Here is a 22,335-nt window from a genome sequence, read left to right on the forward strand (position 1 = left end):
GGGGTCCGCCCGGCGCGGGCACCGGCAAGGGTCGAGTTCCCGGCCCGCGGACGCGTCCCCCTCCACGACTGCGGCATCCGGTACGGGCTGCGCCCCCCGGCAGCCCCGGTCGTTGCCTGTGCAAGCCAGACACCCCTGCGTGATGCCGATCTGCGGACGGCACGGTGAAGGTGGGCCGATGGTGGACAAGTTGACAAGGCTGCCCTCCCTGGACGACGCCGCCGTCGTGCGCCGGACCGGTGACGCGGTGGGCGGCTACCGGGTGGTCGCGACCGCAGGGGTGTTCGAGCCGGGCTTCCGAGGTGGCGGCCCGATTCGCTCGCTGCGGTTCATCCTGGACACCCTGCCGGGGCATCTCGACGTCACCCTGGTCACCCGGGACCGGGATCTCGGCTCGTCTGCACCGTACCCCGGTCTGTCCGGGCGGCTGCTGCGGCGCGACGAGCGGTCCGCCGTTTTCTACCTGGACCCGTGGGCGCCGCGACACTGGGCCCGGCTGATCCGCCACGTCCGCGCCCGCCCGGTCGACCTGCTCTATGTCAACAGCATCTGGTCGCTGTTCTCGGTGGTGGCGATCCTGGCGGCGGCGCTGCGCCTGGTGCGCGTGGGGGCCGTCCTGGTCGCCCCGCGCGGTGAGCTGTCGCCCGGCGCCCTCGCGATCCGGTCCGCCAAGAAGCGGCTCTTCCTGGCGGTGTGGGCGCCGCTGCTGCGCCGGCTGGGGGTGCGCTGGCAGGCGTGCAGCTGGCTGGAGGAACAGCAGATCCGGGCGACCATGCCGTGGGCGCAGGTGATGGTGAACGGCAACGAGAGCCCGATCCCGGCGCACCCGGCCCCGCCGGCCCGACCGCACGACGGGCCGCTGCGGTTGGTCTTCGTCGGCCGGATCTCGCCGATGAAGAACCTCGCCACCGCCCTGGAGGCGGTGGCCGGCACCACCCGGCCGATGGAGTTCGACATCTTCGGGCCGCCGGAGGACCCGCACTACTGGTCGCGCTGCCAGCGGATCATCGCGGCCATGCCGGGCCACGTCCGGGTCCGCTACCTCGGCGAACTCGTGGCGGCGGACGTCATGCCGACGTTCAGCCGGTACGACGCCTTTCTCTTCCCCACCCTCGGCGAGAACTTCGGTCACGTGATCCTGGAGAGCCTGGCGTCGGGCTGCCCGGTCGTCTGTTCGGACAACACGCCGTTCAGCGAGCTGATCGCCGACACCGGCGGGACGGTGGTGCGGCCGGCGACGGCGGCGGGTCTCAGCCGGGTGCTCGACCTGCTCGCCGACCGGTCACCCGAGGAACGGGCCGAGGCGAAGGCGACGGCCGGCCAGCGGTACCGGCGTTGGCGGCAGCGCCGCCGGGAACCGAACGTGCTGGAGCACGCCCGCCAGTTCTGCCGCTGAGCCCGTTCCGGGCCGCGCCCGGCGTCACCGTGGCCGGGCCCGGCTCGTTCACCCCAGTGACCGGGACCACCTGCCCCGGTCCGGTGCTCTCCCAGCCGTACCCTGCGATCGAGGATAGTCAGTGCCCAGTCGTGTTCGTACGATGGTCCGGCGGGTGCGGGACCATCTGGCCGCGTCCCGCGACCCCGAGGCGTTCGTCCGGTCCCTCGGGGTCAACCTGACCGGCCGGGTCAGGTTCTACGGGGTCAACCGGGCGATGTTCGGCTCGGAGCCCTGGCTGATCACCATCGGGGACAACGTCTACGTCACCTCCGAGGTGCAGTTCGTCACCCACGACGGTGGCACCCTGATCCTGCGCAAGGACTATCCCGACCTCGACTGGACCGCGCCGATCAGGATCGGCGACGACGTCTACATCGGCATGCGGGCGATGATCCTGGCCGGGGTCACCATCGGCAACCGGTGCGTCATCGGGGCGGGCTCGATCGTCACCCGGGACATCCCGGACAACACCGTGGCGGCGGGGGTGCCGGCGCGGCCGGTGCGCACCACCGACGAGTACCTCGAACGGCTGCGGGCCAAGTCGCTGGGCATCGGACACCTGCCCGTCCCGGCCAAACACGAGGCGATGAAGCGGATCTACGGCGTCCCCACCGGTTGAGGCCCGCCGGGACCCGACGCCCGCCGGTGCGGTCCCGCCGGGGGCACGGGGCACCGGGGTCAGGCCCGCCGGTACGCCACCTGCGGCGGCGCGAACTGGTGGACTCCGGTGATCGTGATCGCGCCCAGCGCACCGGTCACCCCGGTCACCTCGTAGCCGAACCGGTCCCCGGTCATCGCCGCCGCGCCGGCACCGAGGTTCAGCGTGGTGGCGGCGCCGACGCCACTGACCCGTACGGCGGGCGGCGTGGTGCCGCTGGCCTGCCAGACGTGCGCGTACCAGTGCCAACCGGCGGGCAGCACCACGGGAGCGACCAGCACGGACTCCCGCACCCCGACCGAGGTGACGGCGACGGTGCCGAAGTCGGCGATCGGGCCGAGGACGGCGGGACGCCCGGTGGACGGATCGTGGGCGTACACGCCGTGCCGCAGGACGCCGGTGCCGGCCACGGTGACCTCCACACAGACCCGGTCGACCGGGGTCGGTTCGGCCAGGAAGACCGGGTGCAGCAGGAGCCGCTGGTAGGTGCCGGTGCAGGTGCGGCTCAGCGTCGGGCCGGACCGGACGAGGAAGTAACTGCCCCGGGGTCCGGTCGCCCCCGGTAGCGGTCCCGATGCGACCTGGTCGGGTTCCGCGCGCCACGTCCCGTACCCGGGGGAGACCGGCACGGTGTACGGGATGCCGTCGACGGTGACCCGGTCCGGCACGTCGAGGTTCGTCGGGCCGACCGGGACCAGCAGCCGGTGGAACAGTTGCGGCGCCGTCATCTCGGCCTGCGCCACGGTGCCGACCCGTTCGATCACCACGAAATCCGCGCCGTCGGCGGACACCACGATCTCGGTGGCGGTCGACGGGGGCGCCAGGTAGCGGCGGTAGGCGGTGCCGGTCACCGACTCACCGGCGGCCAGGGTGCGGCCCCAGACCAGTTGCGGGTAGTTCTTCTTGAGGCTGGAGCTGATGAACCAGCCCTTGGCCGTGGTGTAACGGACCCGGATCTCGGGCTTCCCGTCCGCGACCGGCAGCAGCCCGACGGCGATGCCCCACTGTTGGACGCCCCCGCCGCTGACCACCCACTGGGTCATGCTGCTCGCCGGCATCAGCCGGTTCCGCAGCGTCGCCGGGGTGAAGTCGGTGAGCGCCGTCAGGGTGTCGATGTTCGCCCAGACGGACCAGTTCAGGCCGCCGGCCACCCCCACGTTCGGCATGAACTGCCGACGGGTGCCGCCGGCCACCGGGGTCAACGGCCCGCACTGGGTGACCCCCGCGTTGAGGGTGAACCGGCTCAGGGCGGTGACCGTCTGCGCGACGATCAGGCTGCCACCGGGCGACCAGCGGTATTCGTTCGAGATCCGGCACAGGGACGGGATCCTCGGCATGATCGTGGCGATCGGGGTGCCGATGTTCGCCCGTGCCGTGTCGATCATCCCCTGGTAGGAGGGGATGACGTACGACTCCCGGATCACCAGCTCCTGGCCCGTGGACCGACCGTCGGGCACCGGCCGGCCGTCGAGTTCGACGGCCACTGTGTGGGAGTGGGTGGCCGGGCGGATCTGCACGTCGGGGGTGAGGCCGGTGATCGGCACGGTGGTCCGGTTGGTCGCCCCCGAGACGTGGGTGAGCGGTGCGGCCGGTTTCACCCGCGCGCCCTGGGCGATGCCGTCCACGATCGTGTACGGGTTGCCGAACAGCAGGCTGTTGGCGTTGGTCACCGCCAGCAGGGTGAAGATGCGGGTCCCGTCGCTCCACTGCGAACCCACGTCGGCGGTCGTCTTGCCGTGGTTGGCCACCGCGATCTGGTTGCCGACGTTGTAGCCGTGGTTGCCGCCGACGTACGACCAGCCGGTGTTGATCGGGCAGTTGTCGTCCGAGGTGTCGTGGATGCGGGTGCCGACGGCGGACAGGACCGGCCACACCTGGGCGTCGGTGGCGGTCGAGGGCACCAGGCTCACCTGGGGCAGGCCGGAGTGCCACATGCCGACCATGCTCTCCGCGTACGCCAGGTTGACGGGCATGATCACGTCCCGGGTGGCGTCGATCCGCGACCTGACGGACATCAGGGCGTTGGACCGGTAGACGATCAGCTCGGCCATCCTCCACACCTCCACCGTTGAACTGCGACGATGCTGTCACTGTGCGCGTTTGCCCAGCTGGCGGTTGGTGTCGGTCGGCTCCCGGACAGCACCACCGGCCGTTCGGTGGACCCCGGCCGGGCTGCTGCAGGCCGACGGCCGAGATTTGTCCTAATTGTGATGAAGATTCCGTCTGTGCCGTAATGTGCTGCATGCCTGCTTCGACGAACAGGTGAGGTGTGTACCGGGGGGTTGTCCATGCGCATTCTGATCACCGGTGGGGCCGGCTTCATCGGCGCCAACCTGGCCCGCGCCGCCCTGGACGAGCCGGCCGTCAAGGAGGTCAGCGTCCTCGATGATCTCTCGGTCGGGCTCCGGGGCAACCTCGACGGGCTGGACGTCGAATTCGTCGAGGGGTCGATCCTGGACCCGGCCGCCCTGGACGCGGCGATGGCGGGTCGGGAGGCGGTGGTCCACCTGGCCGCCCTGCCCAGCGTGCCCCGCTCGCTACGCGACCCGCTGGCCTCCCACCACGCGAACGCCACCGGCACGTTGATGGTGCTGGAGGCGGCCCGCCGGCACGACGTGGGACACGTGCTCGTCGCCTCCTCCTCGTCGGTGTACGGCATGAACCCGGCGTTGCCCAAGGCGGAGCAGACCTGGACCCGCCCGATGAGCCCCTACGCGGCCAGCAAGCTCGCCACCGAGGCGTACGCCCTGGCGCACCAGGCGTCGTTCGGGCTGCCCACCCTGGCCTTCCGGTTCTTCAACGTCTACGGCCCCGGGCAGCGGCACGACCACGCGTACGCGGCCGTCATTCCCCGGTTCACCCACGCCGCCCTGCGCGGCGAACCAGTCGTGGTGCACGGCGACGGCACCCAGTCCCGTGACTTCACCTACGTCGGTACGGTCTGCGACGTCATCCTCGACGCGCTGCGCCGCCGGGTGCACCACCCGCATCCGGTCAACCTCGCCTTCGGGGCGCGGGCCAGCCTGCTCCAGGTGCTCGACGAGTTGGAGGAGCTGCTCGGACGGCCGATCGCCCGGGAGCACGCGCCGCCGCGTACCGGCGACGTCCCCCACTCGCTGGCGGACGACAGCACCCTGCGGCAACTGTTCCCGGACGTCACGCCGGTCCCCCGGGCGCAGGGGTTGCGGGCGACCGGCGCGTGGCTGGCCGCGCGGCTGGGGGTCGCCCCCGCCCCCCTCCGGTGACCCGGGCCGTGGGCCGGCCCGCCGCCGAGGCGGTCGCCGCCGGACCGCCGGCTCCCGCGCCGACGCCGGCCCCCGCGCCGACGCCGGCTGCGGCGCTGACCGGCACGGCGGTCGTCGCCCCGGTGGCGACGTCCGGCCCACCGTCGGGGCCCGGTCGCGACCGCGCCGTCACAGTGGGCATCGCCACCGCGATGGTGGCCAAGGGGATCGGCCTGGCCGCTCCGCTGGTCATCACGCCCGCCTGCTTCCGGTATCTCGGCGACCAGCGGTACGGCCTCTGGATGGCGATCACCGCGCTCACCGGGATGGCCTGGTTCGCCGATCTGGGGCTGGGCAACGGGCTGCTCACCCGGCTCGGTCAGCTGGCCGACGACCCCCGGCAACAGGCCCGGGAGATCTCCGGGGCCTTCGCCACCCTCGGTGTGGTCGCGGTGCTGCTGCTGGCGACACTCGCGGTGGTCACGCCGGTGGTCCCCTGGGTGGACCTGTTCGCCGTCCGCGACCCGGCCGTCGCCGCGCAGACCACCACCATGGTGCTGATCTGCTTCGGCGCGTTCGCGGTCAACATCCCGCTGTCGGTGATCCAGCGGATCCAGTACGCCCGCGGCCAGATGGTGCAGAGCAACGCCTGGCAGTCGGCCGGGGCCCTGGCCGCCCTGGCCGTCGTGCTGGTCGCCATCGCCGCCGACTGGGGACCGCTGGTGGTCGTCGGCGGCGCGGTGCTGGCCGTGCCGGTGACGAACCTGCTCAACACGGTCACCTACTTCTGGTCCGCCGACCCCGCCAGCCGGCCGGGACCCCGGCTCGTGCACCGGGCCACCGTCGTCGGCCTGCTCCGGCTGGGTCTGCAGTTCTTCGCGCTCACCACGATGTCGTCGATCGCGCTCAACGTGGACAACCCCCTGGTCGCGAACGTCCTGGGGCTGACGGTGGCGGCGCACTACGCGGTCGTCGGAAAGCTGTTCGGGGTCCTGTGGATCTTCGTCGGGCTAGTGGGCATGACGGTCTGGCCGGTCAACGGCGCCGCCCTGGCGCGCGGCGAGGTGGCCTGGGTACGCCGCAACACCCGTCGCATGATGGTGCTCTACGGCGTGATCGTCGGGGCAGTCGGGCTGCTGCTGGTCGGCTACGGCCACCGGCTGATCGAACTCTGGGTCGGCCAGGTCGACCGGTCGACGATCCGGCTCCCCGTCCTCGTCGGGCTGGCCGGCTGGTCCCTGCTGGTCGCGGTCACCTCCCCGCTGATCCTGGTGCAGAACAGCATCGGGCTGCTCCGGCCGCAGTTCGTCGGCTGGGCGTCGTTCCTGGTGCTGGCGACCGGGCTCAAGGTCTGGGGACTGCGACAGTTCGGCCTGGCCGGGCTGCCCGCGGCAGCCTGCGCCGGGTACCTGCTCACCATGGTTCCGGCGGCGCTGGTGGGATACCGGCGGGCCCTCGCCCGGTGCGGACCGTCGTGACCGGCCGGGTCCGGGTGCTGCGGGTCGTGGGTGAGCTGAACTTCGGCGGCACCGAGATGCGTACGGCCGAACTGCTGCCCCGGCTCGCCGCCGCCGGCACCGAGCTGCACCTGGTGACCCTCAGCGACACGGTGGGGCCCGGACCCCTGGCCGACATGGTCACCCGGCACGGCGGCACCGTCACGGCGATCCCGCTCGACCTGCGCTTCCCCGCCCGGTTCCTGCGCCTGGTCGGGAGGCTGCGCCCGGACGTGGTGCACGCGGACTGCGCCAACTTCTCCGGGGTGCCGCTCGCGCTCGGCGCGCTGCGGGGCGTACCCGGACGGGTCGCGCACTTCCGGGGGGACGACAACCGGCCGCGTACCCTGCGCCGCCGGGTCTACCGGTGGATCTGCGGTCGGCTGCTGGGCAGCTGCGCCACCGACATCCTGGGTGTCTCACCCAGTTCGCTGACGTTCGGCTACCACCCGGGTTGGCGTGCCGACCCCCGCTGCCGGGTGGTGCTCAACGGGCTCGACCTCGACCGGCTCCGCCGCCCCAGCCCCGACGACCTGCGGGCCCTGATCGGCGCGGGGCCGGCCGACCTGGTCTGCGTGACCGTGGGCCGGGCCTCGCCCGAGAAACGCCGCTGGCTGTTGCCGCCGATCCTGGTCGCGCTGCGGGAACTGGGCGTGTCCGCGCACGCGGTGCTCGTCGGGCCGGGTGACCCGGCCGACGACGACCGGGTCCGGGCGGCGGCGCACGCCGTCGGGCTCGGCGACCGGGTGCACCTGCTGGGCCCCCGCGACGACGTCGGCGGGCTGCTGCGGCAGGCCGACGTCGTCGTCCACCCGTCCTGCCTGGAGGGGTTGCCCGGGGGAGTGCTGGAACCCGTTGCGGTGGGCGTGGGCACGGTCGCCGCCGACCTGCCGGGCGTGCGCTTCATCGGCGACCGGCTACCCGGGGTGAGCATCGTCGGTGTCGACGCCCCGCCGCACGTGTGGGCGCGGGCGGTGGGCCGGGCGGCGGCGTACACCGCGTCGACCGCCCCGGCGGTGGCCGCCGACCGGTTCGAGCACAGCGTCTTCGCCATCGACACGGCGGCCAGCATCCACCTGGAGATCTACCGACGGTGGGCCTCGGCCCACCCCGGGCGGGACCGGGTGCCACGAGAGAGCAGCCGACCCCCGGTCGGCTCGGGACGGTGAGAGAGATGACCGATCAGAGCATGCTCGTCGGCCGGGAGCCACGGCCGGCCGGCGGATCGACTGCACGGGCCGACCAGCCCCGCCCGCTGCTCGTCGGCGCCTACGCCTTTCCGCACGGGGACGCCACCTCGAACCGCCTGCTGCAACTCGCCCGGTCCGCCGCCCCCGAGGGCAGCCGCACGCTCGTCGTCAACGACTGGCCCTGCGAGCTGGCCTTCCCGGCCCGACCACCCGAGGCGGCCGGCGTCGACCTGGTCACCCTGCGCGTGCGTGGCCGGCACCGGCTCACCCGGCTGCCGGCCCGGCTGGCCCGCCCGGTCCGGGTGCTGCGGGCCGCCCGCCGGCAGGGGGTACGCCGTGGCGACGTGAACGTGGTGCTGCTCCCGATGGCGTTGATGACCCTCGGCAACTGGACGGTGCTGCGTCTGGTGCTGCGCTGCCCGATCGTGGTCGACGCCAGCGAGCGGCACGACCGGCGGCAGTTCCGGCACGGCTGGCTGACCCCGTACTTCGTCCGGCACCGCTGGTCGACGTTCCTGGCCACCCGGCTCGTCGGCCGGGCCACGGCGGTGTCCACCACGTTGGCCGGATACCTCGCGGCGCACGGGCTGGCGGTGCTGGTGGTGCCGCCGCAGGTGGACTGCGACGACTTCCCGACCGGCCGGCCGCCCGCCCTCTCCACCGGCCTGCGGCTGCTCTACGCCGGCACCCCCGCCCGCAAGGACATGCTGGACGTGATCCTGCGCGGCATCGGCCGACTCACGCCGGAACAGCAGCGACGGGTCAGCCTCACCATCGCCGGGGTCACCCGGGAGGCTGCCGCCGCCCACTCCGACCTGGACGTCTCGGTCCTCGACGGGCTCCACGCCGAGGTGCGGTTCCTGGGTCGGGTGCCCCGCGCCACCGTGCTGACGCTGCTCGCGGAGTCGCACTTCTCGATGCTGGTCCGCCCCACCGGGGGATACGCCGCCAACGGCTTCCCGTCCAAGGTGCCGGAGAGTCTCGCCGCCGGCTGCCCGGTGCTGCTCAACCACACCAGCGACCTGGCCACCTACGTGCACGACGGTGTCGAGGGGCTGGTGCTCGCCGGCAACGGGCCGGACGACGTGCGGTGGGCGGTCGAGCGTGCGTTGCGGCTGACCGACGACGACTGGACGGCGATGAGCCGGGCCGCCCGGTCGAGGGCCCGTGAGTCGTTCGACCACCGGGCCTGGCGGGACCGGGTCAGCGCCTTCCTGGCGGCCGACGACCGGAGCTGACCCGGGCGTTCCGACGAGGCGGTGGGCGTCCCGACCGGACGCCCACCGTCGTGCGATCCCAGGCCCGGTACCGAAGCCGGGTCTCAGTTTCTCCGCCGTCGGGTGATCGTTGCGCAGCGCCGTCGGGTGAGCTCAGTGCAGCACCGTCGGGTGAGGTGAGCTCAGCGCAGCGCCGTCGGGTGAGGTGAGCTCGGGGCAGCGCCGTCAGGTCGACGTCAGCGCAGCACCGGCACCGGCACCGGCCGGCGCGGCACGGCGTCCACCGGGGCGTTGACCTGGTGCGGGTGTGCCGGCGCGGGGGAGGGCTCGACGCCGTCGTCCGCGTCGGCCCGGCGGTCGGGCAGGTGCCGCAGCACACCGGCGGCCACCAGCCAGAACACGTACGGGTAGGTCTGCCCGGTGCCGAAGATGGCCGACTCGGTGATCTGGATCAGCACCCCGGTGACGACGAGCCAGACCAGACCCGAGTCGGCCCGGCGCACCGGTGCCCGCAGCGCGACCCGCCCGACGGCCAGCAGCAGCAGCGCCAGCGGCGCCACGGCGGCGAGCCCCAGCTCCAGCAGCAGTTGCAGGTAGCTGTTGTGCACCACGCTCACCCCGGTCCCGAAGGACTCGTCGAGGCTGGCGAGGGCGAACAGGTGGTTGCGGGACGCGTACCCGAAGCCCAGGGTGGGGCGGTTCTGCCACCACAGGTCGACCGTCGCCTGCCACATCTCGGTGCGGCCGTTGGACAGGTCGCCGCCGGTGGGGGCGGTGAAGCGCAGCACGAGCTGCCGCATCCAGGGGCCGGCGAACAGGATCGGCAGCAGGTTGAACAGGTACGCCACCAACAGCCCGGCGGCCAGCCCGGCGGCGATGCGGACCATCCGGCCCAGCCCGTGCCGCAGCACGACCCAGAGGGCGCCGACGAGCACGGCGATCAGCCCGGTGCGGGACTGGGAGAGCAGCAGACAGGCGACGGCCGGCACCATGCCGAGCAGTTCCGCCCGTCGCCGGGACGCCCGGTAGACCGCCCAGCCCAGCGGGGTGGTCAGGGCACAGACGATGCTGAGCATGTTGGGGTTGTTGTAGAGGCCCTCGAAGCGGTCGGTCTGCGACAGCGCGGCGACGAGGGTGCCGTCGGCGAGCCCGAGGCCGAGGCTGAGCAGGGCGGAACCGCTGAGGACCAGGTAGACCACGCGCAGGTCGGCCAGCATGACCGCCCGGTCCGCCCACCGGCAGCGGATCAGGACGTGCACCAGCGCGGCCAGCAAAAGCAGCGCCACGCCGCGTTGGAGAGTCTCCAGCGGCACCACCGACCAGGTGAAGCTCAGCGTGGCGAGTCCCGCCATCGCCCAGAGCGCGCCGATGAGCAGGCGGGTCCACCGATCGAGCCGGGCCACCGTGCGTCCCGGGGTGCGCAGCGCCCAGACGATCAGGGCGGCGACCGCCGCGTACCGGGGATAGAAGCTGGCCTCCACCAGGGACGGCAGCTTGGACGAGGCGCAGACCAGGAGCACCATGGTCAGGCCCAGCAGCCACCGCCAGCCGTCCATCTGCCGCGCGAGGGCGAACAGCGCGAGCAGCAGCAGAGCCACCGCCCCGACCGCCACCATCGGAACGTTGACACTGGCGACGGTGGTGACCACCGCGACGACGAACGCCCCGACGATCAGGCACAGTTGACCGACTCGGTTCCCCACGTGATGTCCTTTGACTCCAGCAGGCCGGCGGTGCCGGCGGTGGTCGTTTGGTCCGTCAGCGCGGGACGCCCGCCAGGCCCGGCCGGGCCCGGTCGAGCGCCCAGCGGGACCGGGCCGCGTGCATCGCCGCGATCATGTCCGGCCAGCTCGGCGGACGGTAGCCGGTGACCTGGGCGAGGGCGTCCGCGCACATCGACCGGTCGCAGACGAACTCGTCGTCCGGCACCAGTTCGCCGGGCCATCCGTACACCTCGGCGACCAGGCGGAGCAGGTCATACTTGGCGATCGGTGCGGCGGCGACGTGGTAGAGGCCGGTCAGCTCCGCCCGGGGCAGGACCACGGTGCGCAGCAGCCGGGCGAACTCCACGGTCGTCACCCCGCTGTAGATGGCCCGGGTGAACCCCCGTACCTGGCTGCGTCGGGAGAGGAACCAGTCGACCAGGGAACGGTTCGTGCCCAGCTCGTGCCCGACGATCGAGGTACGCAGGGTGAGGGCCGACGCTCCCGACGCCTCGCCCAGCAGTTTGGACCGGCCGTAGAGGTCGGGCGGGTCGGGCAGGTCGTCCTCACGGTAGCCGCCCCGGCGGCCGGAGAAGACGCAGTCGGTGCTGACGTGCACGAGCCGGCTGCCGACCTGCGCGCAGGCGTCGGCCAGCAGGTGGGGCAGGAGAGCGTTGAGGGTGACCGTGGGCACCGCGTCCTGCACGTCCGGTCGCTGCTTGATGACGCCGACGCAGTTGACGACGACGTCCGGTCGCAGCTCGTCCACGAGCCGCCGGACGTCGTCGAACCGGGTCACGTCCACGGCCGCGACGATGCGGGCGAGCAGGTGCGCGGGGAACCACCCCGCCCGGTCGTCGATGATGCGGGCGAGGCCGCGGACGTCGAGATCCGGGTCGTCGGCGAGTTCGCGCAGCACGGCGTGGCCGAGCATGCCGGTGACGCCGACGACGAGGACCCGACGGGCCGGGCGGTCGGCCTGGTGGTCGCTGCGCCGCCGGGGCACCCGGTCGGGCCGGCCGGTGTCGGCGGCCGCGCTCATGTCGTCACCACGGCCGCTGCGTGGGCCTGCACCTGCGCGCGCACCTCGGGCAACGTCATCAACAACGACTCGATCTCCGGTACGGACAGCCGGCGGGCGTTGTGCGAGTGGAAGTCGGCCAGGCCACCGTGCTCGACGTCACCCTCCTCGAAATAGAGGGAGTAGTTGAGGTCGCGGCTGTCCACCGGCACCCGGAGGAAGTCGCCGAGGTCCTCGGCGAACGCGAGTTCCTCCCGGCTGGCCAGGGTCTCGTAGAGCTTCTCCCCGTGCCGGATGCCGAGCACGGTGAACTTCGCCGGCACCCCGAACAGGTTGCACAGGGCGGTGGCGAGGTCGCCGATGGTGCAGGCGTCGGCCTTGCGGATGAAGACGTCCCCCGGCTGGCCGAAGGTGAACGCGTGCTCCACCAGATCGACCGATTCGGGCAACGACATCAGGAAACGGGTCATCGTCGGGTCGGTGACCGTCGGCAGTCCGCCGCGCAGGATCTGGTCGATGAACAGTGGAATCACCGATCCGCGCGAGTACATGACATTGCCGTACCGCACGCAGCAGACCCGGGTCCGGGCCGCCGCGTTGTTGCGGGAATGGGCCTGGGCGACCTTCTCCATCAGCGCCTTGGTCATGCCCATCGCGTTGACCGGATAGACGGCCTTGTCGGTGCTCAACAGGACCAGCGTCTCCACACCGACCCGCTCACAGGCGTCCACCACGTTGGCGCTGCCGAGCACGTTGGTGCGGACCGCCTCGAGGGGGAAGAACTCGCAGGAGGGCACCTGCTTGAGAGCCGCGGCGTGGAAGACGAACTCCATCCCCCGGGCGGCCTTGAGCACACTGTCGTAGTCGCGGACGTCGCCGACGTAGTAGCGCACCCGGTCGTTGCCGAGGCGGTGCCGCATCGCGTCCTGTTTCGACTCGTCCCGGCTGAGCACCCGCACCTCGGCGGCACCGGCGTCGAGCAGTCGGGAGACCATTGTCTGGCCGAACGACCCCGTGCCCCCGGTGATCAGGAAACGCCTGTCCGAAAGCGAGGGAAGCATATCTCCTCCTGCCTGTTTCCCGGCGGACCATCCTCGGGAATCGCGATCTCGTCAAAGGTGACCATACTGTTGCAATAACGAGACCGGGCGGGCTTCCGGTAAAGGGAGGAACAATCATGTTTCACCTTTACCGGGGATGCTGCGCACTCCATTGTCGACCTGTCCGGGGTGGCGAATGTGAAAGCGCGGATCGTCCACCGTAAAGGTGGTAGGTGTGTTTCATGCCCAAAGTTGCTGTCCACACGGCACCGCCGCGAGCCGGGGCCGACGGGCGGGGAGCCACCCCGACACCCCGGCGGCCGTACGACCGCTGGAAGCGGTTGTTCGACGTGCTCGGCGCGCTCGTCGTGCTGACCGTCGGCGCACCCCTGCTGGCCCTCGTCGCCCTGGTGGTGCTCGTGACGCACGGGCGGCCGGTGCTGTTCCGGCACACCCGGCCCGGCCTGCACGGCGAACTGTTCGAGGTGGTGAAGTTCCGCACCATGCTCCACCCCGACCCGGACCGGGGGCTGGTGACCGACGCCCAACGCCTCACCCGGGTGGGTCGTTGGCTGCGGGCGAGCAGCCTCGACGAGTTGCCCGAGTTCTGGAACGTGCTGCGCGGCGAGATGAGTGTGGTCGGTCCCCGTCCACACCTGGTGCGCTACCTCGACCTCTACAACGCCGAGCAGGCCCGCCGGCACGAGGTGCGGCCCGGCATCACCGGGCTCGCCCAGGTGCGCGGGCGCAACGCCCTGAGCTGGGAGGCGAAGTTCGGCTACGACGTCGAGTACGTCGACCGACGCTCCTTCCTGCTGGACCTGAAGATCCTGCTGACCACCGTCCGGGTGGTGCTCACCCGGGAAGGTATCTCGGCTCCCGGTGCCGCCACCTGGCACGAGTTCACCGGCAACGCCCCTGCGCCCGCGTCGGCGCCGGCCGACGCCCGGCCGGACGCGTCGGCACCGGCCGACGCCCGGCCGGACGCGTCGGCACCGATCTACGCCCGGCCGGACGCGTCGGCACCGACCGACATCCGGACGGGCGCGTCGTCGCCGGCCTACGTTCAGCCGGTCGACGGCCCGAGGCCCGTGTCGTCGCCGGTCGACGACCGGGACGCCGCGTACCGCCGATGAGCCGGGTGCTGCTGCTGGGCGCGGGTGGTTTCCTGGGCCGGCACATCGGTGCCGCACTGGCCGGGCACACCGACCTGCGGTCGCCCACCCGGGCACAGTGCGACCTGGTCCGGATGGACCTGCCGGAGCTGACCGCGCTGGTCGCCCGGGAACGACCGGACGTGGTGGTGAGCGCGGCCGGCCAGATCGTCGGTTCCGGGCTCGACTTCGTGCGGGCGCACGTCGTGACCACGGCGAAACTGGTCGAGGCGGTGGCCGTCGCCGCCCCCCGGGCCCGGCTGGTCCGGATCGGCTCGGCCGCCGAGTACGGCGTCGTGCCGCACGGCCTCGCCGTCGCGGAGGACCACCCGGCCGCCCCCGTGAGCGAGTACGGGCTCAGCCACCTGGCCGCGACCCGCCTGGCCGAGCTGGCAGGCGACACCGGCCGCCTCGACACGATCGTGCTGCGGGTCTTCAACCCGGTCGGGCCGGGGATGCCGGCGGGAAACATGCTGGCCCGGGTGACCGCGATGGTCCGCGCGGCGGCGGCCGACGGGGCGGGTGACCTCGCTCTGGGGCTGCACGACACCTACCGGGATCTCGTCGACGTGCGGGACGTGGCGGCGGCGGTGCTGGCCGCGACGCGGTGCGCCGCGCCCACGCAGCGGGTCGTCAACGTGGGCAGCGGACGTGCGGTCGCGACGCGCGATGTCGTGCGGCTGCTGGCCGACGTGGCCGGTTTCCCCGGGGAGATCCGGCCGGGCGGCTTCCCGCCCGACGCCACCCGCTCGGCCGCGGTGCCGTGGATGTGCGCCGACCTGGACCGCGCCCGCCGGGTGCTCGGCTGGACCCCGGTCCACGACCTGACCGAATCACTGCGCGCCCTGTGGGCGGCCGACGGCGTGCGGCCGACCGATCCGGCAGCTGACGGCGTGCGGCCGACCGGCCCGGCGGCCGACGGCGTGCGGCCGACCCGCCCGGCGACCGACGGCGTGTGGCCGACCGGCCCGGCGGCTGACGGCGCGCGACCGACCCGCCCGGTGGCCGGCGTGGCGGCGGGGTGACAACGATGCGGATCGGCCTGCTCACCCAGTGGTTCGACCCGGAACCGGGCCCGGCGGCCCTGCCCGGGATGCTCGCCCGCGCTCTCGCCGACCGGGGACACGAGGTCCAGGTGCTGACCGGTTTCCCGAACTACCCGAGCGGCCGGCTGGCCCCCGGCTACCGGCTGGCCCGCCGGGTCGACGAGACCGACGGCCCGGCCCGGGTCCGCCGGGTCGCCCTCTATCCCAGCCACGACCGTTCCGCGCCACGTCGGTTGGCCAACTACGGGTCCTTCGCCGTCTCCGCGCTGGTCTCCGGCACCCCGGTGCTGCGGGGTCTGGATGCCCTCTGGGTCGGCAACTCGCCGATCAGCGTCGCCCTGCCGATGTGGTTCACCCGCTACGTGCACCGGGTGCCGGTGCTGCTGCACGTGCTGGACCTGTGGCCCGACAGTGTGCTGGCCAGCGGCTTCCTCGGCACCGGTCGGGTGTCACGGACCGTCGAGCGGGGGATGGCCGCCTGGTGCGGTGCGATGTACCGCAGCGCCGCCCGGGTCGCCCACGTCTCCCCGGGCGCCGCCGAGCTGCTCGCCGGCCGGGGGGTGCCCCGGGAGAAGCTGGTGCACATCCCGATGTGGGCGGACGAGACCCTGGGCGTCCGCGCCACCGACCTGCGCGCCGACCTCGGACTCCAACCCGACCAGGTGGTGCTGGTGTACGCGGGCGCGCTCGGCGAGGCGCAGGGGCTCGACTCGCTGATCGACGCCTGCGCCCGCACCGGCGACCCCCGCCTGGTCTGCCTGATCGCCGGTTCCGGCACCACCGAGGAGCGGCTGCGTCGGCGGGCCGCGGCGGTGGGGGCGGCGAACGTCCGCTTCCTCGGGCAGCTGCCCCGGGACCGGATGCCCGCGTTGATGGCCACCGGTGACGTCCACTACGTGAGCCTGCGGCCCGGTGGCATGTCCGCATACACGATGCCGAGCAAGGTGCAGTCGACCCTCGCCGCCGGGCGGGCGCTGCTGGTCGCTGCGGAAGGCGACGCCGCCGCGGTGGCCCGGGACAGCGGCGCGGGCATCACCGCCCGCCCCGGTGACCCCGACTCGATCGCCGACGCCCTGCGGGAGGTCTGCGACCTGGGCCGGGAGAAACTGGACCTGCTCGGGCAGGCCGGCCGGGCGCACTACGACCGGATGTTCTCCGTCGCGACGGGTGCCGACCGGGTCGAGCGGACCCTGCACGAGATGGTGGCCGCCGGGCCGGTCAGGGCCAGTCGTCGCCGGCGGCCAGCCGACGGGTGAGCAGGTCGGCCAGCGGGACCGACTCACCGTCGCGTCCGCCCCGGCCGACGACCAGGGGCGGCCGGGCCGGTGGCACGTCCACGCCGAACAGTCTGGCGCGTACGCCCGGCGGCACGGTGAGCAGGAAGAACCGGCCGTCGACGGCGACCGCGCGCAGGCCGGCCCGGTCGACGTACCAGCCGGTCAGGCCGGTCCGGTAGCGGCCCCGTCCGTCGTAGCCCTGAGCCACCAGCCGGGTGGTCCGCAGCCCCCGCCGGGTCGCCTCGGCCGTGAACCGGGCGACCAGTGCCTCGGCCTGCGCGTGCTCACCGTCGCGTTGGCGGGCGTCGGCCGCCGCGTGCGCCCGCGCCGCCCGCTGCTGCTGCTCCCGCCACCCCGAACCGCCGTCACCACCCATGCCGCGACGGTACGCCCACCCCCTCGACCGCTCAGGCCAGGCCCGCCCGGCGCAACGCTTCGGCCATCGCGTCGTTGGCGGGTGCCGGTGCGGAGCCGCCCCGGCCCTGCCGTTGCTGCGACCCGCCCCGGGACCCGCCCCGTTGCTCCCGCTGGCCGCCGGACCCGCCTGCCCCGCTGGACCTGCCTGCGCCGCCTGCCCCGCCGGACCCGCCCGCGCCGCTTCGCCGGCCGCCCGGCGCGTCACCGCGCCCGCCCTGGGGGGCACCGCGTTCGCGACGCTGCCCGTCGGCCGCCGGCCGGTCACCGCCGGTCGGCACCTCGTCGTCCAACCGCAGCGTCAACGAGATCCGCTTGCGCGGCACGTCGACGTCGAGCACCTTGACCCGCACCACGTCACCGGACTTCACCACGTCGCGCGGGTCCTTGACGAAGGTGTGCGACATCGCCGAGACGTGCACCAGGCCGTCCTGGTGCACGCCCACGTCGACGAACGCGCCGAACGCGGCCACGTTGGTGACCACACCCTCCAGCAGCATCCCGGGGGTCAGGTCGCCGATCTTCTCCACCCCCTCGACGAAGGTGGCGGTGCGGAACTCCGGTCGCGGGTCCCGGCCGGGCTTCTCCAGCTCGGCGAGGATGTCGGTGACGGTGGGCAGGCCGAAGGTGTCGTCGACGAAGTCGGTGGCCCGCAGCCCGCGCAGGAGGGCCGACTTCCCGATCAGCGAGCGCAGGTCCTGCCCGGTGCTGGCCAGGATGCGGCGCACCACCGGGTACGCCTCCGGGTGCACGCTGGACGAGTCGAGCGGGTCGGTGCCGCCGGGGATGCGCAGGAAGCCGGCGCACTGCTCGAAGGCCTTCGGGCCGAGCCGGGCCACCTTCTTCAGCTCGGCGCGGGTGCGGAACGGCCCGTTGGCGTCCCGGTGCAGCACGATGTTCTCCGCCAGACCCGCGCCGATGCCGGAGACCCGGGTCAGCAGGGGAGCGGAGGCGGTGTTGACGTCCACCCCGACCCCGTTGACGCAGTCCTCCACCACCGCGTCCAGCGAGCGGGACAGCTTCACCTCGGACAGGTCGTGCTGGTACTGGCCGACGCCGATCGAGCGCGGGTCGATCTTGACCAGTTCGGCCAGCGGGTCCTGGAGCCGCCGGGCGATGGAGACCGCGCCACGCAGCGACACGTCCAGGGTGGGCAGCTCCTGCGAGGCGTACGCGGAGGCCGAGTAGACCGACGCGCCGGCCTCGGAGACCATCACCCTGGTCAGGCCGAGCTGCGGATACCGCGAGATCAGGTCGGCGGCGAGCTTGTCGGTCTCCCGGCTGGCGGTGCCGTTGCCGATCGCGACCAGCTCCACCTGGTGCGCCCCGGCCAGCTTCGCCAGCGTCTCGATCGAGGCGTCCCACTGCCGGCGCGGCTCGTGCGGATAGATCGTGTCGGTGGCGACCACCTTGCCGGTGGCGTCCACCACCGCCACCTTCACCCCGGTGCGCAGGCCCGGGTCGAGACCCATGGTGGCCCGGCTGCCGGCGGGGGCGGCGAGCAGCAGGTCGCGCAGGTTGGTGGCGAAGACCCGGACGGCCTCCTCCTCGGCCGCCTGCCACAGCCGGGTGCGCAGGTCGGCCCCGAGGTGGATCAGGATCCGGGTACGCCACGCCCAGCGCACCGTGTCGGCCAGCCACCGGTCGGCGGGCCGCCCCGCGTCGGTGACACCGAACCGGCCGGCGATGGCCGCCTCGTAGCGGGTCGGGCCGGTCGGGTCCTCCTCGGCGTCGGGGGCCATGGTGAGGTCGAGCACGCCCTCCTTCTCCCCCCGGAACATCGCCAGGATGCGGTGCGAGGGAAGCTTCGGGTACGGCTCGGCGAAGTCGAAGTAGTCGGCGAACTTCGCGCCGGCGGTCTGCTGCCCGTCGCGTACCCGGGAGACCAGCCGGCCCCGCGACCACATCTGCTCACGCAGGGTGCCGATCAGGTCGGCGTCCTCGGCGAACCGCTCGATGAGGATGGCCCGCGCCCCGTCCAATGCGGCGGCGACGTCGGCGACCCCACGCCCGGCGTCGACGAACCCGGCGGCCGTCTCCTTCGGGTCCCGGGTGGGGTCGCCGAGCAGCGTGTCGGCCAGCGGCTCCAGCCCGGCCTCCCGGGCGATCTGTGCCCGGGTCCGCCGCTTCGGCTTGTAGGGCAGGTAGATGTCCTCCAGGCGGGACTTGGAGTCGGCCGCCATGATCTGCGCTTCCAGCGCCTCGTCCAGCTTGCCCTGGCTGCGGATCGACTCCAGCACCGCGGCCCGCCGTTCGTCCAGCTCCCGCAGGTAGCGCAGCCGCTCCTCCAGGGTGCGCAGCTGGGCGTCGTCGAGCAGGCCGGTGGCCTCCTTGCGGTAGCGGGCGATGAACGGCACGGTCGCGCCGCCGTCGAGCAGCTCCACGGCCGCCCGCACCTGGCGCTCGGCGACGCCGAGCTCGTCGGCGATCCGCTGATGGACTGACTGGGTCACGATGTTGATCCGCCTTCGTTTCGGGTTCCCTGCTGCATTCTGCCGCCCACCCCCGACGCCGTGCGCCACCCCCGCCGCCCACCCCCGTCGCCGGGCCGGCCGCACTGCCGTCGCAGCCCCACCGTTCCCGGCCCCGGGCCGGCCTGCCGCGCCCCGGTGACCCGTCGGCCCGGTGACCCGTCGGCCCGGTGGCTAGTCGGCCCGGGAACCCGTCGCGTGCCGCCGTGCCGGTCGGCCCGCTGCGCTAGCGTGGCGATCATGGAGCAACCTGCGGATCCGCGTGCCCGTCGCCTCTTCGGCGGCAGTGCCCGAGCCCTCGGTGACCTCGCCGCGAGCCCGTTCCGGGCCGACCGGGACCGGATCGTGGCCTCGCCCTTCTTCGCCCGCCTCGGTGGGGTGACCCAGGTGATCAGCCCGGTCGGCTCCGGACTGCTGGTGCACAACCGGCTCACCCACAGTCTCAAGGTGGCGCAGGTGGCCCGGGCGATCGCCGAGCGGTTGACCGCCGACCCGACCCAGCGGGACCTGCTGGAGAAACTGGGCGGCTGCGACCCGGACGTGGTGGAGGCCGCCGCCCTCGCCCACGACCTCGGTCACCCGCCGTTCGGGCACCTGGGGGAGCGGGTGCTGGACCGGTTGGCCCGGCAGCGGCTCGGGCTGGCCGACGGATTCGAGGGCAACGCCCAGTCGTACCGGATCGTCACCAGCACCGAGATCCGGGGGGCCGCCACCACCGGTCTCGACCTGACCGCCGCCGTGCGGGCGGCGATGCTGAAATACCCGTGGACCCGGCTGGACCACCCCGACCCGCACCCCCGGCACCTGCGTCCCGCACCCCGGGGCGCCGCCGCCCCACCGGACGACCCGGACAGCGGCTCGGCGAAGTTCGGCGCGTACGGCACGGAACTGGCCGACCTGCGACAGGCCCGCGCCCCGTTCACCGGGCGGATCGCGCAGTGGCAGCAGACCGTCGAGGCGTCGGTGATGGACACCGCCGACGACATCGCGTACGCCATCCACGACGTGGAGGACTTCTACCGGGTGGGGGTGCTCCAGCAGGGCACCGTCGCCGCCGAGCTGATGGCCTGGCAGCGCGAGGGCGGGCACCTGCGCGCGGTCACCGACCCGGCGCTGGCCGGTGCCGCCCGCCGACCCGGCACGGCGATCGAGGCGCTGCGCCGGCAACTGCACCGCAAGGACGCCTGGATCGCCGACGACGACGCATTCGCCGCCGCCGTCGAGCACGTCCGCGAGGAACTGGTGGACGGGCTGCTGGCGTTGCCCTTCGACGGGTCGATCGAGGCGGAACAGTACGTGGCCCGGTTCTCCGCCAGGTGGACCACCCGGCTGGTCGACGCGATCACGGTGACCGCCACCCCGGACGTGCGCTCCGGCCACGTGCAGCTGGCCCCGGCGCAGTGGCACGAGGTGCAGGTGCTCAAGTTCGTCCACCACCGCTTCGTGCTGGCCCGCCCCGACCTGGCCCTGCACCAGCGGGGCCAGGCCCGCCTGCTGGACACCCTGGTCGACGCGCTCTGGCAGTGGCTGCTCGACCCCGAGGAGGAGTCCCGGCTGCCCCGCCGGCTGCCCGACCTGGTCGAGCTGGCCGAGGCGGAGCTGCACCCGCGTACCCCCGACCGGATCGGCCGGGCCCGCGGCCGGGCCATCATCGACTTCGTCGCCCAACTCACCGACGGTCAGGCCGTGGCGATGCTGGACGTCCTGTCGGGTCGCTCCGGGGCGCTGTGGACCGACGCCTTCGTGCTCTGAGCGGCGGGCGGTGGGCGCGCGGTCAGGCGATCGTCTGCCACCAGCCGTCGACCGGCGGCGGGTCGGCCACCACCACCCGCTCGCCGGGCCGGGGCACCGCCAGCCGCACGCCGTGCGCCTTGGCCTCGGCCCAGAGCCGGTCCACCGGCTCGGACCAGTCGTGCAGGGCCAGGTTGAAGGTGGCCCAGTGCACCGGGACGAGCAGGTCGCCGCGCAGGTCGAGGTGGGCGGTGACGGCCTCCTCGGGAAACATGTGGATGCCCGGCCAGGCCCGGTCGTACGCGCCGATCTGCATCAGCGTCACGTCGAACGGCCCGTGCTCCGCGCCGATCTCGGCGTACCCGTCGAAGTAGCCCGAGTCGCCGGTGTAGAAGACCTTCCGGTGCGCCCCGGCGACCACCCACGAACTCCACAGCGTGCCGTCACGCCGCAGCCCCCGGCCGGAGAAGTGCTGGGCGGCGGTCGCGGTGATCTCCAGGCCGCCGACCCGGTGCCCCTGCGACCAGTCCAGCTCGACGATCCGGTCCTCCGGCACCCCCCACCGGTCGAGGTGCGCGCCGACGCCCAGCGGCACCAGGAACGGCGCCGACTGCCGGCGCACCAGCTCCCGGACGGTGGCCATGTCGAGGTGGTCGTAGTGGTCGTGGGAGATCAGGATCGCGTCGACGGTGGGCACCTCGTCGAGGCGTACCGGGGGCTCGTGCAGCCGCTTCGGCCCCACTGCGGCCGACGGCGAGCAGCGGTCGCTCCACACCGGGTCGATCAGCACCCGGTGCCCTCGATCTCGACCAGGGTCGAGGCGTGGCCGTACCAGACGATGCCCAGCTCACGGTCGACGTCGGTGGTCGGGGCCGGGGCGGGCCGCACCAGCGGGACCGGGGCGGTGGGGCGGCGACGCTGCTGGCCGAAGAGCAGCTCCCGGAGCAGGTTGCGACCGGGATCACCGCCGGGCACGGTGCGGGTGGCCACCCGGTTGTGGAAGGTCCCGTCGCGGAACTGCGCCGACCGGGCGGCCCGTTGCGCGCGTGCGCCGGTCAGTCGGCCGCCCAGCGCCGCCGGTACGTCCCGCGCCGTCCAGGCCAGGCCGGCGACCGCCGCCAGCCCCGCCACCTGCCACAGCCGACCGCCGAGCCTCCGCTCGACCGCGCGTTGCGCTGGTTGCCCCATGTGTCGTCCCCCTCGCCGGTGTCCCCGCACTACACGGTAGTCACCACCGGCGGCTCCCGCCCACGCC

At 73.4% G+C, this 22,335-nt stretch carries 16 protein-coding genes and 1 pseudogene; 10 read left to right on the plus strand and 7 right to left on the minus strand.

Annotated elements, in window-relative coordinates:
• The first annotated feature begins 178 nt into the window (after positions 1-178).
• Both J7462_RS33075 and J7462_RS33080 read left to right on the plus strand, forming a co-directional pair.
• Positions 179-1,396, plus strand: coding sequence for a glycosyltransferase family 4 protein (locus tag J7462_RS33075; protein ID WP_219469326.1), 1,218 nt, complete (start codon positions 179-181; stop codon positions 1,394-1,396).
• A gap of 154 nt (positions 1,397-1,550) precedes the next feature.
• Positions 1,551-2,057, plus strand: a complete 507-nt coding sequence (locus J7462_RS33080) for an acyltransferase (protein ID WP_307799550.1) — start codon at positions 1,551-1,553, stop codon at positions 2,055-2,057.
• Between the two features lie 59 nt (positions 2,058-2,116).
• On the opposite strand, the gene J7462_RS30100 is transcribed toward J7462_RS33080, so the two are convergent.
• A complete protein-coding gene (locus J7462_RS30100) occupies positions 2,117-4,147 on the minus strand; it encodes a hypothetical protein (protein WP_219469329.1) in 2,031 nt (676 codons plus the stop codon).
• Positions 4,148-4,384: 237 nt separating this feature from the next.
• Between J7462_RS30100 and J7462_RS30105 the strand changes: the two genes are divergently transcribed.
• From J7462_RS30105 to J7462_RS30120, 4 genes are read left to right on the plus strand one after another with little or no spacing between them, the layout of a single operon-like run.
• On the plus strand, positions 4,385-5,341 hold the full coding sequence (locus tag J7462_RS30105) for an NAD-dependent epimerase/dehydratase family protein (RefSeq protein ID WP_219469331.1): 957 nt from the start codon (positions 4,385-4,387) through the stop codon (positions 5,339-5,341).
• Entirely contained in the window at positions 5,338-6,798 is a 1,461-nt protein-coding gene (locus tag J7462_RS30110; RefSeq protein ID WP_219469336.1) for a lipopolysaccharide biosynthesis protein, read from the plus strand. Before J7462_RS30105 ends, J7462_RS30110 begins: the two co-directional genes overlap by 4 nt.
• Entirely contained in the window at positions 6,783-7,985 is a 1,203-nt protein-coding gene (locus tag J7462_RS30115) for a glycosyltransferase (RefSeq protein ID WP_219469338.1), read from the plus strand. The genes J7462_RS30110 and J7462_RS30115 overlap by 16 nt, the downstream gene beginning before the upstream one ends.
• 5 nt (positions 7,986-7,990) lie before the next feature.
• Positions 7,991-9,244 carry a glycosyltransferase family 4 protein gene (locus J7462_RS30120; RefSeq protein WP_219469341.1) on the plus strand — a complete coding sequence of 418 codons (1,254 nt, stop codon included), beginning with the start codon at positions 7,991-7,993 and terminating at the stop codon, positions 9,242-9,244.
• Between the two features lie 215 nt (positions 9,245-9,459).
• Here the strand turns inward: J7462_RS30120 and J7462_RS33495 are convergent, their stop codons facing one another.
• Genes J7462_RS33495 through J7462_RS30135 form a run of 3 tightly spaced genes read right to left on the minus strand, consistent with a single transcriptional unit; the run spans position 9,460 to position 13,008 of the window.
• Entirely contained in the window at positions 9,460-10,926 is a 1,467-nt protein-coding gene (locus J7462_RS33495) for an O-antigen ligase (protein WP_219469344.1), read from the minus strand.
• Positions 10,927-10,981: 55 nt separating this feature from the next.
• Positions 10,982-11,968 carry an SDR family oxidoreductase gene (locus J7462_RS30130; protein WP_219469346.1) on the minus strand — a complete coding sequence of 329 codons (987 nt, stop codon included), beginning with the start codon at positions 11,966-11,968 and terminating at the stop codon, positions 10,982-10,984.
• The gene (locus tag J7462_RS30135) at positions 11,965-13,008 is read right to left on the minus strand and encodes a polysaccharide biosynthesis protein (protein WP_219469350.1); all 1,044 of its coding nucleotides are present in this window, start codon (positions 13,006-13,008) and stop codon (positions 11,965-11,967) included. The genes J7462_RS30130 and J7462_RS30135 overlap by 4 nt, the downstream gene beginning before the upstream one ends.
• A gap of 221 nt (positions 13,009-13,229) precedes the next feature.
• Between J7462_RS30135 and J7462_RS30140 the strand changes: the two genes are divergently transcribed.
• Genes J7462_RS30140 through J7462_RS30150 form a run of 3 tightly spaced genes read left to right on the plus strand, consistent with a single transcriptional unit; the run spans position 13,230 to position 16,443 of the window.
• A complete protein-coding gene (locus J7462_RS30140; RefSeq protein WP_219469353.1) occupies positions 13,230-14,123 on the plus strand; it encodes a sugar transferase in 894 nt (297 codons plus the stop codon).
• Positions 14,120-15,166 (plus strand): NAD(P)-dependent oxidoreductase, encoded by a 1,047-nt coding sequence (locus J7462_RS30145; RefSeq protein ID WP_219469356.1) that lies wholly within the window; start codon positions 14,120-14,122, stop codon positions 15,164-15,166. Before J7462_RS30140 ends, J7462_RS30145 begins: the two co-directional genes overlap by 4 nt.
• Positions 15,167-15,171: 5 nt before the next feature.
• A complete protein-coding gene (locus J7462_RS30150; RefSeq protein ID WP_219469358.1) occupies positions 15,172-16,443 on the plus strand; it encodes a glycosyltransferase family 4 protein in 1,272 nt (423 codons plus the stop codon).
• Here J7462_RS30150 and J7462_RS30155 read toward each other — a convergent pair.
• Both J7462_RS30155 and J7462_RS30160 read right to left on the minus strand, forming a co-directional pair.
• A complete protein-coding gene (locus J7462_RS30155; RefSeq protein WP_208568996.1) occupies positions 16,406-16,840 on the minus strand; it encodes a hypothetical protein in 435 nt (144 codons plus the stop codon). The two genes, J7462_RS30150 and J7462_RS30155, sit on opposite strands and share 38 nt — an antisense overlap.
• Before the next feature lie 31 nt (positions 16,841-16,871).
• Positions 16,872-19,331 (minus strand): Tex family protein, encoded by a 2,460-nt coding sequence (locus tag J7462_RS30160; RefSeq protein ID WP_308291076.1) that lies wholly within the window; start codon positions 19,329-19,331, stop codon positions 16,872-16,874.
• Between the two features lie 258 nt (positions 19,332-19,589).
• Here J7462_RS30160 and J7462_RS30165 point away from each other — a divergent pair, with 258 nt between their 5' ends.
• A complete protein-coding gene (locus J7462_RS30165; protein ID WP_219469361.1) occupies positions 19,590-21,101 on the plus strand; it encodes a deoxyguanosinetriphosphate triphosphohydrolase family protein in 1,512 nt (503 codons plus the stop codon).
• A gap of 22 nt (positions 21,102-21,123) precedes the next feature.
• On the opposite strand, the pseudogene J7462_RS30170 reads toward J7462_RS30165, so the two are convergent.
• Positions 21,124-22,268: pseudogene (locus tag J7462_RS30170) on the minus strand (MBL fold metallo-hydrolase).
• Positions 22,269-22,335 lie beyond the last annotated feature (67 nt).

It is taken from the genome of Micromonospora sp. RL09-050-HVF-A (assembly GCF_019374995.1).
In the GTDB taxonomy this organism is placed as follows: Bacteria; Actinomycetota; Actinomycetes; order Mycobacteriales; family Micromonosporaceae; genus Micromonospora; species Micromonospora antibiotica.

Coding starts and splice junctions, on each gene's coding strand:
- J7462_RS30120 (WP_219469341.1), top strand. CDS start 7,991: ATGACCGATCAGAGCATGCTCGTCGGCCGGGAGCCACGGCCGGCCGGC.
- J7462_RS30130 (WP_219469346.1), bottom strand. CDS start 11,968: ATGAGCGCGGCCGCCGACACCGGCCGGCCCGACCGGGTGCCCCGGCGG.
- J7462_RS33075 (WP_219469326.1), top strand. CDS start 179: ATGGTGGACAAGTTGACAAGGCTGCCCTCCCTGGACGACGCCGCCGTC.
- J7462_RS30140 (WP_219469353.1), top strand. CDS start 13,230: ATGCCCAAAGTTGCTGTCCACACGGCACCGCCGCGAGCCGGGGCCGAC.
- J7462_RS30165 (WP_219469361.1), top strand. CDS start 19,590: ATGGAGCAACCTGCGGATCCGCGTGCCCGTCGCCTCTTCGGCGGCAGT.
- J7462_RS30150 (WP_219469358.1), top strand. CDS start 15,172: ATGCGGATCGGCCTGCTCACCCAGTGGTTCGACCCGGAACCGGGCCCG.
- J7462_RS30105 (WP_219469331.1), top strand. CDS start 4,385: ATGCGCATTCTGATCACCGGTGGGGCCGGCTTCATCGGCGCCAACCTG.
- J7462_RS30155 (WP_208568996.1), bottom strand. CDS start 16,840: ATGGGTGGTGACGGCGGTTCGGGGTGGCGGGAGCAGCAGCAGCGGGCG.
- J7462_RS30145 (WP_219469356.1), top strand. CDS start 14,120: ATGAGCCGGGTGCTGCTGCTGGGCGCGGGTGGTTTCCTGGGCCGGCAC.
- J7462_RS30100 (WP_219469329.1), bottom strand. CDS start 4,147: ATGGCCGAGCTGATCGTCTACCGGTCCAACGCCCTGATGTCCGTCAGG.
- J7462_RS30135 (WP_219469350.1), bottom strand. CDS start 13,008: ATGCTTCCCTCGCTTTCGGACAGGCGTTTCCTGATCACCGGGGGCACG.